We start from the raw sequence: 14,142 nt of genomic DNA on the forward strand, positions 1-14,142 counted from the left end.
TCAAAGGAAGTTCAAATAACGCTCATAAAAAAGCCGACATCACTGTCGGCTTTTTTGTCGAAATCACTCGAAATTGTGCTCCCTCAAGCAGGGGAGAAGAGGTCTCACCCGAATGCTGATTTTCAGGTCATCAACGGGGTTCCTAACGCCGACTATCGCCACCTGATGGCAGCCGGTTTCGCGCTCTTGGAGGGATTCTCTGTCACTGAACTTCGGCTTGTCAATTCATTACACCACCTCACAAATGAAGTACCCCACCCCTACTTTTTCCCCTCCCGGCACACGCCTAAATTGAGCTCCAACACCTGACCATCATCCCGAGGGCAGGTCACTGGAGTAGTCGTCATGCCATTTGTCAGCGTACGCATCACCCGCGACGGTGTTACCCGTGAGCAGAAAGCTCAGGTGATCGCCGAAATCACTGAAACCCTGGAACGCGTCCTCAACAAGCGCCCGGACCTGACCCACATCGTGATCGAAGAAGTCGACACCGATAACTGGGGCTACGCCGGCATCACCACCACCGAGTACCGCCGACAGCTGGCGGAACGGGGCCAGTCATGACCCCGACCGTGACCATCGATTTCGTCTCCGACGTGGTGTGCCCCTGGTGCGCACTCGGGGCGACAGCGCTGCAGCAGGCGATCGGCAATCTGGCCTGCGAGGTTTCGGTGGAGCTGACCTACAAGCCCTTCGAACTCAACCCGGACATGCCCGCCGAAGGCGAACCGGCCGTGCAGCACCTGATGCGCAAATACGGCCGCACCGCCGAAGACGTCGCCGCCGGCAAGAAGATGCAGATCGAACGCGGCAAAGCCATCGGTTTCGAGTTCGACCTGGAGAAACGCACGCACTTTCACAACACCTTCGATGCTCATCGATTGCTGATGTGGGCGGCGCAGGAAGGGCGGCAGATCGCGCTGAAAAAGATCCTGCTGCGCGCTTACTTCCGCGACGGCGACAACCCCAACGATCACCCGACGCTGATCCGTCTGGCGACCGAAGCGGGACTGGATGCAGCGAGGGCCCGCAAGGTGCTGGTCAACGACGAATTCGCCAGCGAAGTACGGCAACTGCAGGCGTTTTACCGGCAGCACGGAATCAACTCGGTGCCCGCGCTGATCCTGAACGGCAAGCACCTCGTCTCCGGTTCGCAATCGGTCGAGTACTACGAACAAATGCTGAAACAACTGGCTAGCGCCTGATTCAACGCCTACTTATTGATTGAGGATTTCATCATGAGCAATTCGAAAAAAACTGTCGTTATCACTGGTGCTTCCCAAGGTCTGGGCGAAGGCATGGTCAAAGCCTTCCGTGAGCTGGGCTACAACATCGTCGCCACCTCGCGCTCGATCAAACCGTCGAACGACCCGAAAATCCTGACCATCGCCGGCGACATCGGCGACCCGGCCACTGCTCAACGCGTGATCAGCGAAGGCGTGGCACGCTTCGGCCGCATCGACACCCTGGTCAACAACGCCGGCATCTTCGTCGCCAAACCGTTCACCGCCTACACCCCGGAAGACTACGCAGCGGTGCTGTCGGTCAACCTCAACGGCTTCTTCTACATCACCCAACTGGCCATCGCCGAGATGGAAAAACAGGGCAAGGGCCACGTGGTCAACATCACCACCAGCCTGACCGACCACGCGGTAGACGGTGTGCCCTCGGTCCTCGCTTCCCTGACCAAGGGCGGCCTCAACGCCGCCACCAAATCTCTGGCCATCGAATACGCCAAACGCGGGATCCGGGTGAACGCGGTGTCGCCTGGCATCATCAAAACGCCGATGCACGGCGAAGAAACCCACGCGGCGCTGGGTGCGCTGCATCCGGTCGGGCACATGGGCGAGATCGACGACATTGCGCAGGCGGTGGTGTATCTCGATAACGCGAAGTTTGTGACCGGCGAGATTCTGCATGTGGATGGTGGGCAGAGTGCTGGGCACTGATTGATGCGGTAACTCAAAGCCCTTGCAGCGATGCGAGGGCTTTTTTGTGGGCGACAGCTTATGGATCGGGGCTCAGCACTTTGACCGCGTCATCGACCAGCGCCTTACTCAACTCCTGCAAATATTGCGAGGCGCAGGCGTGGAGTTCTGGATCGTTGGCGGCAGAAGTATCGGAGGTGAGCAGTTTGGAAATGTGCAGCAGATGCGAGGCGTGGGAGAGGGCGGTGACGACCGGGACGCCGGAGTTGGTGCGGAAGAGTGCGTGGTTGTACTGGAAGGAGAAATGGGTGAGGCCGAGGGTTGTCAGATCGTGGGGATGGGTCATGGCTTCACCTACCGTTTGTTGGGAGGTGGAAAGGGCAGACTTTGGATGGATCGATGCTAATCATTTGTGAAACTCCCTGTATCAAATGAGGGCTGCCAATTCGTTATCAGGCGAATGGGGTGGCAGCTATGCGCAGGCTGATAAACCGGAGATACAGGAACCCGGCAGACCCGAAGGTCTCCCACGCACAGCCGCCATTACACGGAATTGCAGGCATGAAAAAGCGCCGACAAACGTGGGTTGGGGCGCTGGTGCGCCTGCATCTTACGCGGGTTATCAGGCCCGGTCGCTGAATTGGCAGCGACGGGATTGACGGTAGCGTGGGGGAGGGTTGGGCGCAATCGTGGCCAGGTGGTGGCGGAGGCTGGCGATGTTCCGGATGTGCGGTGCAACAGTTATGTTGCATGCGTAACAGATATGTTGCACATTCGCTCTACCGAAACAGCGAGTGATGCACATGAAGTACAGCGAGTTTCGGGGATGGTTGAAAGCCCAAGGCGTCGAGTTCCAAGCCGGCAAGGGCAGTCATTTCAAGGTTTCCTTGAATGGCAAATCAACTGTCTTTCCCGACCACGGAGCCAAGGAAATGGGCGAAGGGTTGAGAAAATCGATAATCAAACAGCTGGGCCTCAAGGATTGAGGCCCAGCTGTACCCCATGAGAGGAAACGTGATGTTCGAATATGCGTTGGAAGTCCACGAGGAGCCGAGCAGTGTCTGGTTGTCCTGCGCAGAAATTCCAGAGATGCACGCCGCTGGCGACACCCTCGAGGAAGCACTCGACGGCGCCATTGATGCGATGGAAACTGCATTGTCGATTTACGTTGATGATCGCCGGTTGATTCCGACAGGTGATGCGGGGGAGCAGGAAGGTGACGCGGTATTGCGTCTGCCTATACTGACTGCGGCAAAGGTTGGGCTCTGGAATACGCTTTTGGAGTCTGGGATAAGCAAAGCTGAACTGGCACGACGCTTGGGTGTGCAACGACCCCAGGTAGATCGGTTAGTTGATTTCCTGCACCACTCCAAGATAGAGAATGTCGAGCGTGCATTGCAGCAGCTTGGGCGCCGGATTTTGCTTTCGGTTGAGGCTGCGTAAGGTTGAAGAAAAGCCCCCGATAGTGATGGCTGTCGGGGGCTTTTCATTTGGAGTGGAAAACACACCCTCCAGAAACAACAAAGCCCCTGCATTTTCGCAGGGGCTTCGTTTTGTATGGTGCCGGCACCAGGAATCGAACCCGGGACCTACTGATTACAAGTCAGTTGCTCTACCATCTGAGCTATACCGGCGTGTGGGCGACGATTATAGCGACTCGGGTGCTTCTGTAAACCCCTGAATTCAGACTATTTTTGCGCCCTCTGCGATTCACGCCCGGCGCAGGACGTTGCGCAGTTTTTGTACAGCGCGCCAGGCGCGGCTGTTTTGCATGGCGCGCAGTTGGGCTTCGGCCTGTTCGGCGCGTTGCAGGGCGGTTTCCAGGGCCGGGTTTACCGGGTGGGCGAGGTTGTGGCCTTTGCACAGCTGGAAGTTGTCGAGGTTGCACGGTGGCAGGTCGAACGCGGGTTTGAGGTTGATGTGTTCGTTGGCCAGGAAGAAGCTGTTGAGGCCGTCGAACAGGACGTTGGTGTAGCCGGCGTCGGTCACCAGGTGTTCCCAGGTGTGGTCGCGCTCCCATGGGGTTTCGATGAGGATGATCCAGGGGCGGAAGCGGCTGAAGTCCATGCCGCGCAGGACGGTTTCTTCGTGGCCCTCGACGTCGATTTTCAGGAAGTGGATCGGCCGCTCGGCGGCGTGCTCTTCGCAGATCGAGGTCAGTGTGCGTGCGTTGACAGTGAAGCTTTGCACGTCCATGCCGAGGTTTTTGCGTTCTTGCGCAACGACCGGGTCAGCGGTGGACAGGCCGGTGTCGGCAATGCCGTAGAAAGTCAGTTCGCCCGGGTGGTCGCTGGCCACGCATTGCAGCGTGGTGTCGCGGGGACGATGCTGGCGGAGTGCGTCGTGGTAGTTCTGCATCGGTTCGACGTTGATGCCCTGCCAGCCGCGATCATAAAAAGCTTTGGTGACCGAATCGTGGATAGGGTCATTGGCGCCGACATCGATATAAAAACCGTTTTCAAAATACTGAAGGGCGCGCCAAAGGCGAACGTCCTCGAAATTCTGTGCGTAAGAAATGAACGTCACGGTCGCTTCCTGTCGGTCAGATTTTTCTTGTTCGGGCGCGCGCTACCTGCACGGCGTAGGTCTGTATAGCAAGGGCGGATGGCAGGCGCAATTGCCCGTTGCCGGCGTCCGCGATTCGGCGGTTATGTCCTTTTGGTCGAGGGCTTATGCACAACAGGCCTTGAAGAGGGCTGGCTCAGGCAGGTTTTTGCGGACGGGTTATCATTTGAGTCGCAAATCCCTGTTTTGCCGGTTTTTTATTTGTGTGAACAAAAAATGACCAGTACTGTTAATGGCCTGGAACAGCCGTGGATATTGGATCCACGATAATTCCATCAACAGAGTTATCCACAGGCTGTGAAGGATTAAACGCGTTCGGCCAGCAACAGGAAATTGCGCGGTGTGAGCGGCGCCTCGCAGAAGGTGCCGAGGCGTACGATGTATCCCTGCTCGGTGAGGAAAAGTGCCCGATCCAGATTCAGCCAGAGCTCCAGCGGCCGTCGGAACAATCCGCGCAGCAATTCCAGGTTGCGAACTTCGGCCAATCGCTGCCAACCGGCGGCTTCCAGTGCTACCCAATCTGGCGAGCCGATTGTGGATAACTCTTTCAACGCTGCCAGATCGCGGCAGTAATCAGAGAACGGTTTGTCCAGCCAGACGCTCGGCAGGGACGGCGTCGGCAGGTATTCGTCGGTGCCGCGTACCTGCCGTTGCAGAAGATCGAAAGCGAGGCGGCGGGTCATGGATGTATCACGCTGACGCCGGACACGGGCACCGGCGGTGACGGTTTCGCTCATTGGCAGTGAAAGATCTTCCAGCGAGAGCTGTAGGTCTGATCGCGAACCTGCGGAGGACAACGCCTGATATTCAGTGCGACTGATCCGGTTGTAGCAGCACGGGGCGATCGCCAATTGTCGGCAGCCAGCGGCGGAGGCCAGTTGCATCAATCGAACATGCAGATCGCCGCAAGCATGCAGGGCAACAGGCGTGTGTTCGGCGTTCAGCAATAAAGCGGTGTTCGCCGCGAGCACATCCTGCTCGACATGCAGCGCATGCAGGTGATGACGCTGACTCAGCGCCTGACCGCTGGCAACCAGCGCCGGGTCGTATTCCAGGCAGGTGAGTTGTTGGTCGGCACCGAGCAGGCGCCGGCCCAAGTGGCCTTTGCCCGAACACCAATCCAGCCAGTGCTTCGGTTGCGCGGCAAACGACAAGCGGCTGGCGAAGGCTTCGATCTGCTGCCATTTGCGCCCCGGCACATCGACATTCAGACGATGCCCGGCGGCTTCCAGCGAATGCGCAGGCAACTCACCGACCGAACTCAACTCAAGCGACAACGCCGCCAATGAAGCAAACGGCTCCGGCGCATCCAAAAGTTCGGCAGGTTGGTTGTGGGCATTTTCCGCATCTTCCAGCGACCGTCCGCGTAGCCACGAGGCCAGTTCCGGGTAGGACGCTTCCCAAGGCAGTTGCAGATGAGTGAAAGGGCGGGGTTTCCACAATCCCTGATGGGCCGTGAGAAATGCATCCAGTGCCGTGAAACGGGCGAGCAGGGCCTCGCCCGTCAGCACGCCGGAAGAATCAGCGCCCTTGGCACGCATCGACACGCAACCACCGCTCCAGCTGCTTGAACGCCTGAACGAGCACAAACGACATCAGCAGGTAAATGACGCCTGCGGTGAAGAACATATCCACTGTCAGGTAGTTGCGGGCAATGATGGTGCGGGTGATGCCAGTGAGTTCGAGCAAGGTCACCGTGCTCGCCAGAGAACTGGCCTTCAGCATCAGAATAACTTCGTTGCTGTAGGCCGGCAGAGCGATGCGCGCGGCGCGGGGCAGGACGATATAGAACAATGCCTTGGCCTTGGACATGCCCAGTGCGCGTGCGGCTTCGATCTCACCCGGCGGGATGGCTTGGATGGCGCCACGCAGGATCTCGGCGATGTAGGCGGCTGTGTGCAACGTCATCGTGGCGGTGGCACACCAGAATGGGTCGCGCAGGTACTGCCACATGAAGCTGTCGCGTACGGCGTCGAACTGAGCCAGGCCGTAGTAGACCAGGAACAACTGCACGAGCAACGGAGTGCCACGGAAGAAAAAGATATAAGCGTAAGGAAATGCGCGGACAAACCAGAGTTTGGAGGAACGAGCGATGCCCAGAGGAATCGCCAGCAACAACCCGAGAATAACGGCAATACCCAAGAGTTCGAGTGTCAGCAGGGCGCCCTGAAAGAACTTCGGCAGCCACTTATAGATGACTTCCCATTCCATTACGTCGTCCTCACGAAGCCACGAGCGGCGCGTTTTTCCAGGAAGTGCATAGTGATCATCGCCAGTATGGTCAGGACCAGATACATGAAGGCTGCAACCAGATAGAAAGTGAATGGATGCTTGGCGAAGGTTACGGCGTTCTGCGCATTGCGCATGATTTCTTCCAGTCCTATGACCGACACCAGCGCGGTGTCTTTCATCAGAATCATGAACAGGTTGCCAAGGCCAGGCAGGGCGATACGCCACATCTGCGGCATGATCAGTCGGGTGAAGATCCGCCATTTTGACAGGCCCAGGGCCTGGCCGGCCTCACGGTGACCTTTGGGAATGGCCAGGAGCGCGCCACGAAAGACTTCCGTGGCATAGGCGCCGAAGCACAGTCCGAGGGCGGTTACGCCTGCCACGAAAGGGCTCAGTGCCAGGTCGGGATTACCAAAGTATTCGCCAATGGCATTCATCGTCTTGACGGTGCCGAGGTAGATCAGCAGAACCCATAGCAGTTCCGGCACACCGCGTACGAGGGTCGAGTAGGTTTCGCCAAGCCACTGCAGCGGCTTGTACGGGGAAGTCTTGGCCAAGGCACCGAGCAGACCGAGCACCAGCCCGACGCACAGGGCCGAGAGTGCCAGTTTGACGGTCATCAGCGCGCCGGCGAGTAGCACCGGGCCGAATCCGTGGAGATCGATAATCATGGATTTCTTTTCAAATCGCGGCAGGCAAGATCGGGAGCCTGCACCGTCTGATCACGGCGCAGGTCCCGCAGGTCAGGATCAATAGATGCTGAACGGGAAGTACTTGTCGTTGATCTTTTTGTAGGTACCGTCGGCGACGATTTCCTTCAATGCGGCGTTCAGCTTCTCGCGCAATGGGTCACCTTTGCGCACGGCGATGCCGATCTTGTCGCTTTCCACGACCGGGTCACCCTTGAACTCGTAGTTCTTGCCGGCGTCGGTTTTCAGCCAGTCATAGTTGGCGTACTTGTCGGCGAGGATGGCATCGACACGACCGGAGGTCAGGTCCAGGTAGGCGTTTTCCTGGGTGTCATAAAGTTTGACCTGGATATCGCTACCGTAAGTGTCTTCGAGCCAGGTGCCTGCCAAGGTTGCGCGTTGCGTACCGATGATCTTGCCCTTGAGCGCGTCCTTGTCGGTTTTGAAATCGACGTTTTTCGGCGCGATGAACTGCAGTTTGTTCGAGTAGTACGGGTCGGTGAAGTCCACCGCGCCCTTGCGCTCGTCGGTGATCGACAGCGAGGAAATCAGGAAGTCGAACTTCTTGGCGTTCAGGGCCGGGATGATGCCGTCCCAGTCGGAGGTGACCACGGAGCATTCAACTTTCATCTTGGCGCACAGGGCGTCGCCGATGTCTTTGTCGAAGCCGACGACGTTGCCGCTGGCGTCTTTATTGTTGAACGGCGGGTAAGCCGCTTCGATGCCCATCTTCAGGGTCTCGGCCATTGCACCGGCGCTGAACGCGAGTGTGACGGCGGCGGCCAGGAAGACCTTTTTGTAGTTCTGCATGCGGGTAGCTCCGTTAGCGGTTGCTGGACATGAATTGTTTGCAGCGCGCCGAAAGCGGGTTTTCGAACACCTGCTGTGGCGATCCTTGCTCTTCTACCAGGCCCTGGTGGAGGAACACCACCTCGCTGGAGACCTGACGGGCGAAGCCCATTTCATGGGTCACGAGCAGCATGGTGCGGCCTTCTTCGGCCAATGCGCGGATGACATTAAGTACTTCCTGGACCATTTCCGGGTCAAGGGCGGAGGTGGGCTCGTCGAACAGGATCACCTTGGGCTGCATCGCCAGCGTGCGGGCAATCGCCGCGCGCTGCTGCTGGCCGCCGGACAGTTGCGCCGGGTAGGCGTGGCGCTTGTCGGCGATGCCGACCTTGGCCAGCAGCGCTTCGGCGACCTCGATGGCTTCGGCCTTGCTCTGGCCGAGCACGCGGCGCGGGGCTTCGATGATGTTGTCGAGCACGCTCATGTGCGGCCACAGATTAAAGTTTTGAAACACAAAACCAATCTCGGAGCGCAGGCGATTGATCTGCTTGCCGTCGGCGGCAACCAGTTCGCCATTCTTGGCGGCCTTGAGCTTGAGTTCTTCCCCGGCCACCAGGATCTGGCCCTGATGCGGGTTTTCCAACAGGTTGATGCAACGCAGGAACGTGGACTTGCCGGAACCGGAGGAACCCAGGATCGAGATCACATCGCCGTCGCGGGCGGTCAGCGAGATGCCTTTGAGCACCTCAAGCTGTCCGTAGCGTTTGTGCAAGTTGCGGATTTCAAGCGCGGGCGTGGCCTCAGCCATGTGCGTTCCTCATATATGTTGCGCTCCTGCTGTTGGTTGGCCTTCCTGGCGAGGCGGCCAAGCTAGCATAGCGTTTCAATGGCAGCCAACAGCGCTACGAGCGGTAAACGGATGGCGTGTGGCAGGTTGTCGCATCGGCGCAGCAGGCTGTCGCCCCATCAACAACCGAACGGGTGTTTGAACGTGGATTCCCGTGGGTGTCGCGTAAAAAAAGGCGCGATGTTGCCACCTTTGGCGGGGTGTTGGAAGCGCTAACCGGCCGAACGTTCCTCATTCGCCCTTTTATTGTGCATCCCGTACTTTTTCAGTGTGTTTCTGGTGCGCTGATTCGTTTGAAAAGTGAGTCGCAGGGTAACGCTTTGGCGAAAGGCCATTATTCTCAAGGACTTGCGATGACTGTCCGGTCGCGCGGAAAACCGCACGGCAGAAGAGTTTGAAACATTTTGGCGCATTTATTGCGTGCAGAATCCGGAACGCCCCGTTGGATTCTTTTTACGAGAAGGAACACCAGACGGGCCGGACGCAATCGCTTTCCTCGCAAAGGTAGTTCCAATGAGCAGTACCCAAAGCTCCAATGGCCTCGAACAGGGGCTCAAACCGCGTCATGTGACCATGCTGTCGATCGCCGGGGTGATCGGTGCAGGTCTGTTCGTAGGCTCCGGCCACGCCATCGCCGCTGCCGGTCCCGCTGTTCTCTTGGCTTACGCCGCTGCCGGCGCGCTGGTTGTGCTGGTGATGCGCATGCTCGGCGAAATGGCTGTTGCCTCGCCTGATACCGGCTCGTTCTCGACTTACGCCGACCGTGCCATCGGTCACTGGGCCGGTTTCACCATCGGCTGGCTGTACTGGTGGTTCTGGGTTTTGGTGATTCCGCTGGAAGCCAACGCCGCCGCAACCATCCTGCATGCGTGGTTCCCGGGTGTGGATATCTGGGCGTTCGCGCTGATCATCACCATGCTGCTGACGGTGACCAACCTGTTCAGCGTGAAAAACTACGGTGAGTTCGAATTCTGGTTCGCCCTGCTCAAAGTGGTGGCGATCATCGGTTTCATCATTCTTGGCGTCGCGGCCATTTTCGGTTTCCTGCCGAACAGCCAGGTCAGCGGCGTGTCGCACATCTTCGACACCCAGGGCTTCCTGCCAAACGGCATGGGCGCAGTGCTGGGCGCAATCCTGACCACCATGTTCTCCTTCATGGGTACCGAGATCGTGACCATCGCGGCCGCGGAATCAAAGAACCCTGGCAAGCAGATCTCCAAGGCCACCAACTCGGTGATCTGGCGGATCGGCCTGTTCTACCTCGTGTCGATCTTCATCGTTGTGGCCCTGGTGCCATGGAACGACCCGGTTCTGGCCAGCGTCGGTTCCTACCAGACCGTGCTTGAGCGCATGGGCATCCCGAACGCCAAGATGATCGTCGACATCGTGGTTCTGGTTGCTGTGACCAGCTGCCTGAACTCGGCGCTGTACACCTCTTCGCGCATGCTGTTCTCCCTCGGCAAGCGTGGCGATGCACCGGCCATGGCGACCCGCACCAACAAGAGCGGCACGCCTTACTGGGCGGTGATGCTGTCTACCGGCGCGGCGTTCCTGTGCACCTTCGCCAACTACGTGGCCCCGGCTGCGGTGTTCGAGTTCCTGCTGGCGAGCTCCGGCGCCATCGCGCTGCTGGTGTACCTGGTGATCGCGATTTCGCAACTGCGCATGCGTAAACAACGCATGGCTCGCGGCGAGAAAATCGTCTTCAGCATGTGGCTGTTCCCGGGCCTGACCTACGCGGTGATCGTATTCATCGTCGCGGCCCTGACCATCATGCTGTTCCAGGACGCCCACCGCGTGGAAATCCTCGCGACCGGCCTGCTGAGTCTGGTCGTCGTAGCTACCGGTCTGTTGGTAGCTCGTCGTCGCAAGGTGGAAAACCGTGGTGCGGCAGTTTTGAACTGATCCGCCACGAGTAACGCAAAACGGCCGCTGTCAGTGATGACAAGCGGCCGTTTTTGTTACTGCGAGCGGTTTATTCGCTCTTTTCTTCCTGCGCTTCCACCGACTGACCGTAGGTGTCCAGCGCAATCCCGAAATCGCTGATGAACTGCGGTTCGCTCAGCCACGCCTGGGCGGTCTCGCGATCCATGCCATCGGCCCACATGCGGTAGTCGATCAGCATGTCGGCGGCCAGGTGAGTGGCGGCCATGCCTTCGTTCTCGGCGTTTTCCATGTCCAGCAGTTCAGGATGGTCGACGATGATGAACGCCAGTTCACGCAGCAGCGTCAGGAGCATTTCGTTGCGGCTGACGGCTTCGGCGTCGCGCATTTTGCTGAACATCGCCAGGGTGTATTCCGGGATCGGCTCGGCGAGGTGACCGAGGTCATCGTCCTGGGCCAGCGGTTTGCGACCGACCATGCGGATTTGCTTGGCTTTGGCCTTGGCGCGTTTGGCGCGTTTCTGTTGCTTGTTCAGGGATGCCATGGGAACTCAGTTTTTCTGTTGGGTTTGTGCGGCGATTGCGTCGGACGCGGCCACATAGTCTTTCTGGAAATCCGGCGATTCGATCCACGCCAGAGCGCCTGCCTCGTCAGTCTCGGTGGCCCACTGGCGGTACTGGATCAGCGCGGCGAGGATGAAGTCCATCGCGCCTTCTTCGCCTTCCTGCTCGTACACCAGCTCCAGCAGCGGGTCTTCGAGGAACGCGGTGCACAGGGCCTGCTGGCTGATCTTTTCGGCGTCGATCATTTTCTTGAACAGTTCGGTCAGGTCCACCGACTCGAAATCGATGCGGTCGTCGTTCGGGTCCAGCTCGACCGGCGTTTCCGCGCGTTTGGTGCGGTTCTGCTTGGCCTTGGTCTTGGCCCGGGCGGCGCGTTTTTGCTGCTTGTTGGCGGAAGCCATGGTGTGTGTTCCGTGGTGCGTTAAAGGGCTTGGCTGCGTGGGATTTCGCGCCCCGGTGTGTCGGAGGCCAGTTCTCCGGTCTGCAGCCAGGTCAGAGCGATGGGCCATAGTGTGGCTTGGTATGCGTTGCGAAAAAAGGCGAAATGTCCGACTTGCTGTTCGCCGATGTCCTGCGGCTCGATTCGCAGGTGGGTCTTCTGCGCATTCTGGAAGTAAGCCAGCAGGCGTTCGATGGCGGGAATCGTGCCGTAGGGATCGTCGCTGATGCTGATTGCCAGGGCTTTGGCCCGGACGTTGGCGAAGGGCAAGTCCGTCATCGTTCTCCCGCTCGGGCGCCGCTCATAGCGCGCGGCAGGTGTGCTCCAGTCGCGCACCACACCGGCAGGCGTGTCTTCCAGCCAGCCAATTCGTTTGCCCGGGAAGTAGCCACAGAACAGCGTGACCAGCGGCATCAGCAGGTGCCATTTGCCGAACATTCGCCAGCGGTGCTCGGGCGCGTAATCGCGCCAGTAAGCGAATTGCGCGCCGACCGTCACCAGTCGTCGGATTACCTGTCCGGACGCCCCCAGGCCTGCTGCGCAGCCGCCGAAGCTGTGCCCGACCACATCGATCGGCTGCCCGGGAAACTCTCGCTGCGCGCGTTTGAGCATCGCCTCGAAATCCAGCGCGCCCCAATCCGTCCACGAAGCCTGCAAATGCCTCATCGACTTCGGCCGCGACTCGCCAATGCCCCGGTAGTCGTAAATGATCACGTCGAAGCCGTTGGCGAACAGATACGCCGCGAAGCGCGAGTAGTGGCGGCAGCGCACGGACGTGGCGGCGTTGATGATCACCACCGGGCATTGTGGATCCGGTGTCGCGTGACGCCAGGTGAAACCGCCGAGCAGATAGCCGTCGGCGGCGGGCTCGTGGAAGGGCTCGCTTTCAACGTCGGATGCTTGGCCAAGGGGAGGCGGCGCACTTTGTAGGTTCATGGGTTTAGAGCCTGGCTAGGACGGGTCGAGAATGAACTTCACGCGGGATGTAACGCAATGACTTGGTACGCAGTGCGTAGCGGATTGACGGTTCGAGGCGGTCGCCAATCCGTGACGCAGTGCGTCATGAATTGGCTGGAAGATACTTCTGTAGTCCTTTTCGCATTCAAGGCAACTCCCAATCGTTCTAAAACCCGCCCCGCAAGAAAAAATCTAAAAAGAGGTAACGATTGGGTTCCACGAGAGCCCGGGAGTCGTCCTCATGAAACGCGTTCTTTCATTCGTGCTGCCCCTTGCCGCTGCGGCGGTACTGCTGTTTCCGATCATGGCGCAGGCTGCGAGTCTGGAGCCGATCGACAATTCCGCTGTGCAGGTTCAACAGCAAGAGCAAAACGGCGTTCGCTATCTGGCCGGCGGGATTGGTGAAGATGAGTCGAAAGCCATTCAGCAATCCGCGGGCTACAACCTGCACATGACCTTCGCTGTCGGTACGCAAAACGAATACACCGCCGATGTCGACGTGGCGATCCAGAAAGCCCCCGGTCAAACCGTGCTGACGCTGAATCAGACCGGGCCATTGGTGTACGTTCAGTTACCGCCAGGCAAGTACACGGTCGTCGCCACCCGCAAGGGTGAAACGCGTCGGGATGTGGCGCAAGTAGGCGGCGGTGCTGCGCGCAATCTGGTGTTCCACTGGAGCGACAACACCTAACGTCGCCGACGGTCACGCCCGGGTGGCGTGACCGTCGCGGTGCGTCCCATCCAGATCAGAAGCCAGGCAGCGCCCGACAGGAAGAGTGCGAAGAGGCAGTGCGTGGCAACAGTGAACCAGAAGTCGAAGGACTGTTCGGCCTGTGAATACACGGCGAAGTGTTTCCCCCGAGCCATGTTGCTGATGCGTCCCTGAATCAGGCCGTTCACCGTTTCATAAGTGATCAGGCCTACGCAGAGGGTCAGTACGGTGCCGAGAGCGATCATCAACCAGTCGGTGCGTTTTACGGGTGGCGCAGGATGGGGCAGGGGGACGCGGGTTCTTTTCTGGTTCATCGCGGTGATGACCCTCTTCCTTAAGGGTTGAGCAACGTATCGCGAATTCCGGCCTGCAAGAAGGGCGGGATCGGGCCGTCATCAAATCGCAGGCATAAAAAAACCCTGAATCTTGCGATTCAGGGTTTTCGGTATTTGGTGCCCAGAGACGGAATCGAACCGCCGACACGGGGATTTTCAATCCCCTGCTCTACCGACTGAGCTATCTGGGCAACGGGGCGCA

General features: G+C 58.9%; 18 protein-coding genes and 2 tRNA genes. 7 read left to right on the forward strand and 13 right to left on the reverse strand.

The window, feature by feature from the left end:
• Nucleotides 1-345: 345 nt before the first annotated feature.
• Genes L6D82_RS00490 through L6D82_RS00500 form a run of 3 tightly spaced genes read left to right on the forward strand, consistent with a single transcriptional unit; the run spans nt 346 to nt 1,949 of the window.
• A complete protein-coding gene (locus tag L6D82_RS00490; RefSeq protein ID WP_007952610.1) occupies nt 346-564 on the forward strand; it encodes a tautomerase family protein in 219 nt (72 codons plus the stop codon).
• Nucleotides 561-1,205 carry a DsbA family oxidoreductase gene (locus tag L6D82_RS00495; RefSeq protein WP_236187837.1) on the forward strand — a complete coding sequence of 215 codons (645 nt, stop codon included), beginning with the start codon at nt 561-563 and terminating at the stop codon, nt 1,203-1,205. The genes L6D82_RS00490 and L6D82_RS00495 overlap by 4 nt, the downstream gene beginning before the upstream one ends.
• Before the next feature lie 33 nt (nt 1,206-1,238).
• On the forward strand, nt 1,239-1,949 hold the full coding sequence (locus L6D82_RS00500) for an SDR family NAD(P)-dependent oxidoreductase (protein WP_236187839.1): 711 nt from the start codon (nt 1,239-1,241) through the stop codon (nt 1,947-1,949).
• Nucleotides 1,950-2,007: 58 nt separating this feature from the next.
• Here L6D82_RS00500 and L6D82_RS00505 read toward each other — a convergent pair whose 3' ends face one another.
• A complete protein-coding gene (locus L6D82_RS00505; protein ID WP_236187841.1) occupies nt 2,008-2,274 on the reverse strand; it encodes a DUF3077 domain-containing protein in 267 nt (88 codons plus the stop codon).
• A gap of 457 nt (nt 2,275-2,731) precedes the next feature.
• Here L6D82_RS00505 and L6D82_RS00510 point away from each other — a divergent pair, with 457 nt between their 5' ends.
• Nucleotides 2,732-2,914, forward strand: coding sequence for a type II toxin-antitoxin system HicA family toxin (locus L6D82_RS00510; protein WP_236187843.1), 183 nt, complete (start codon nt 2,732-2,734; stop codon nt 2,912-2,914).
• Nucleotides 2,915-2,945: 31 nt separating this feature from the next.
• Complete coding sequence (locus L6D82_RS00515; protein ID WP_102717644.1) at nt 2,946-3,371, forward strand: type II toxin-antitoxin system HicB family antitoxin; 426 nt, start codon at nt 2,946-2,948, stop codon at nt 3,369-3,371.
• Between the two features lie 115 nt (nt 3,372-3,486).
• On the opposite strand, the gene L6D82_RS00520 is transcribed toward L6D82_RS00515, so the two are convergent.
• From L6D82_RS00520 to L6D82_RS00550, 7 genes are all read right to left on the reverse strand, one after another.
• A tRNA-Thr gene (locus tag L6D82_RS00520) sits at nt 3,487-3,562 on the reverse strand.
• A gap of 76 nt (nt 3,563-3,638) precedes the next feature.
• Nucleotides 3,639-4,454, reverse strand: coding sequence for an FkbM family methyltransferase (locus L6D82_RS00525; RefSeq protein WP_236187844.1), 816 nt, complete (start codon nt 4,452-4,454; stop codon nt 3,639-3,641).
• Between the two features lie 344 nt (nt 4,455-4,798).
• Nucleotides 4,799-6,034, reverse strand: a complete 1,236-nt coding sequence (locus L6D82_RS00530; protein ID WP_236187955.1) for a methyltransferase — start codon at nt 6,032-6,034, stop codon at nt 4,799-4,801.
• Complete coding sequence (locus tag L6D82_RS00535) at nt 6,015-6,704, reverse strand: ABC transporter permease (RefSeq protein ID WP_236187845.1); 690 nt, start codon at nt 6,702-6,704, stop codon at nt 6,015-6,017. Before L6D82_RS00535 ends, L6D82_RS00530 begins: the two co-directional genes overlap by 20 nt.
• Nucleotides 6,704-7,396 carry an ABC transporter permease gene (locus tag L6D82_RS00540; RefSeq protein ID WP_102687857.1) on the reverse strand — a complete coding sequence of 231 codons (693 nt, stop codon included), beginning with the start codon at nt 7,394-7,396 and terminating at the stop codon, nt 6,704-6,706. Before L6D82_RS00540 ends, L6D82_RS00535 begins: the two co-directional genes overlap by 1 nt.
• A gap of 78 nt (nt 7,397-7,474) precedes the next feature.
• Nucleotides 7,475-8,224, reverse strand: a complete 750-nt coding sequence (locus L6D82_RS00545) for an ABC transporter substrate-binding protein (protein ID WP_102687858.1) — start codon at nt 8,222-8,224, stop codon at nt 7,475-7,477.
• Nucleotides 8,225-8,237: 13 nt separating this feature from the next.
• Nucleotides 8,238-9,011: an ABC transporter ATP-binding protein gene (locus L6D82_RS00550; RefSeq protein WP_007897462.1), complete on the reverse strand. Its 774-nt coding sequence runs from the start codon at nt 9,009-9,011 to the stop codon at nt 8,238-8,240.
• Between the two features lie 552 nt (nt 9,012-9,563).
• On the opposite strand from L6D82_RS00550, the gene gabP reads away from it, so the two are divergent.
• Nucleotides 9,564-10,955, forward strand: coding sequence for a GABA permease (gene gabP / locus L6D82_RS00555; RefSeq protein ID WP_102687859.1), 1,392 nt, complete (start codon nt 9,564-9,566; stop codon nt 10,953-10,955).
• Between the two features lie 70 nt (nt 10,956-11,025).
• Here gabP and L6D82_RS00560 read toward each other — a convergent pair whose 3' ends face one another.
• From L6D82_RS00560 to L6D82_RS00570, 3 genes are read right to left on the reverse strand one after another with little or no spacing between them, the layout of a single operon-like run.
• On the reverse strand, nt 11,026-11,478 hold the full coding sequence (locus tag L6D82_RS00560) for a hypothetical protein (RefSeq protein WP_039764661.1): 453 nt from the start codon (nt 11,476-11,478) through the stop codon (nt 11,026-11,028).
• Nucleotides 11,479-11,484: 6 nt separating this feature from the next.
• Nucleotides 11,485-11,898: a hypothetical protein gene (locus L6D82_RS00565; protein WP_102687860.1), complete on the reverse strand. Its 414-nt coding sequence runs from the start codon at nt 11,896-11,898 to the stop codon at nt 11,485-11,487.
• Nucleotides 11,899-11,918: 20 nt separating this feature from the next.
• Nucleotides 11,919-12,872, reverse strand: a complete 954-nt coding sequence (locus L6D82_RS00570) for an alpha/beta hydrolase family protein (RefSeq protein WP_085746370.1) — start codon at nt 12,870-12,872, stop codon at nt 11,919-11,921.
• A 262-nt stretch (nt 12,873-13,134) separates the two neighbouring features.
• On the opposite strand from L6D82_RS00570, the gene L6D82_RS00575 reads away from it, so the two are divergent.
• Nucleotides 13,135-13,584 carry a hypothetical protein gene (locus tag L6D82_RS00575; protein ID WP_085746371.1) on the forward strand — a complete coding sequence of 150 codons (450 nt, stop codon included), beginning with the start codon at nt 13,135-13,137 and terminating at the stop codon, nt 13,582-13,584.
• Here L6D82_RS00575 and L6D82_RS00580 read toward each other — a convergent pair.
• Both L6D82_RS00580 and L6D82_RS00585 read right to left on the reverse strand, forming a co-directional pair.
• Nucleotides 13,581-13,919 carry a hypothetical protein gene (locus L6D82_RS00580; protein WP_085746372.1) on the reverse strand — a complete coding sequence of 113 codons (339 nt, stop codon included), beginning with the start codon at nt 13,917-13,919 and terminating at the stop codon, nt 13,581-13,583. The two genes, L6D82_RS00575 and L6D82_RS00580, sit on opposite strands and share 4 nt — an antisense overlap.
• A gap of 136 nt (nt 13,920-14,055) precedes the next feature.
• A tRNA-Phe gene (locus L6D82_RS00585) sits at nt 14,056-14,131 on the reverse strand.
• Between the last annotated feature and the right edge of the window lie 11 nt (nt 14,132-14,142).

Origin of the sequence: Pseudomonas paraglycinae, from assembly GCF_021601625.1 — a bacterium.
Taxonomy (GTDB): domain Bacteria; phylum Pseudomonadota; class Gammaproteobacteria; order Pseudomonadales; family Pseudomonadaceae; genus Aquipseudomonas; species Aquipseudomonas paraglycinae.

Coding starts and splice junctions, on each gene's coding strand:
- L6D82_RS00490 (WP_007952610.1), top strand. CDS start 346: ATGCCATTTGTCAGCGTACGCATCACCCGCGACGGTGTTACCCGTGAG.
- L6D82_RS00495 (WP_236187837.1), top strand. CDS start 561: ATGACCCCGACCGTGACCATCGATTTCGTCTCCGACGTGGTGTGCCCC.
- L6D82_RS00500 (WP_236187839.1), top strand. CDS start 1,239: ATGAGCAATTCGAAAAAAACTGTCGTTATCACTGGTGCTTCCCAAGGT.
- L6D82_RS00505 (WP_236187841.1), bottom strand. CDS start 2,274: ATGACCCATCCCCACGATCTGACAACCCTCGGCCTCACCCATTTCTCC.
- L6D82_RS00510 (WP_236187843.1), top strand. CDS start 2,732: ATGAAGTACAGCGAGTTTCGGGGATGGTTGAAAGCCCAAGGCGTCGAG.
- L6D82_RS00515 (WP_102717644.1), top strand. CDS start 2,946: ATGTTCGAATATGCGTTGGAAGTCCACGAGGAGCCGAGCAGTGTCTGG.
- L6D82_RS00530 (WP_236187955.1), bottom strand. CDS start 6,034: ATGCGTGCCAAGGGCGCTGATTCTTCCGGCGTGCTGACGGGCGAGGCC.
- L6D82_RS00535 (WP_236187845.1), bottom strand. CDS start 6,704: ATGGAATGGGAAGTCATCTATAAGTGGCTGCCGAAGTTCTTTCAGGGC.
- L6D82_RS00540 (WP_102687857.1), bottom strand. CDS start 7,396: ATGATTATCGATCTCCACGGATTCGGCCCGGTGCTACTCGCCGGCGCG.
- L6D82_RS00545 (WP_102687858.1), bottom strand. CDS start 8,224: ATGCAGAACTACAAAAAGGTCTTCCTGGCCGCCGCCGTCACACTCGCG.
- L6D82_RS00550 (WP_007897462.1), bottom strand. CDS start 9,011: ATGGCTGAGGCCACGCCCGCGCTTGAAATCCGCAACTTGCACAAACGC.
- gabP (WP_102687859.1), top strand. CDS start 9,564: ATGAGCAGTACCCAAAGCTCCAATGGCCTCGAACAGGGGCTCAAACCG.
- L6D82_RS00560 (WP_039764661.1), bottom strand. CDS start 11,478: ATGGCATCCCTGAACAAGCAACAGAAACGCGCCAAACGCGCCAAGGCC.
- L6D82_RS00565 (WP_102687860.1), bottom strand. CDS start 11,898: ATGGCTTCCGCCAACAAGCAGCAAAAACGCGCCGCCCGGGCCAAGACC.
- L6D82_RS00570 (WP_085746370.1), bottom strand. CDS start 12,872: ATGAACCTACAAAGTGCGCCGCCTCCCCTTGGCCAAGCATCCGACGTT.
- L6D82_RS00575 (WP_085746371.1), top strand. CDS start 13,135: ATGAAACGCGTTCTTTCATTCGTGCTGCCCCTTGCCGCTGCGGCGGTA.
- L6D82_RS00580 (WP_085746372.1), bottom strand. CDS start 13,919: ATGAACCAGAAAAGAACCCGCGTCCCCCTGCCCCATCCTGCGCCACCC.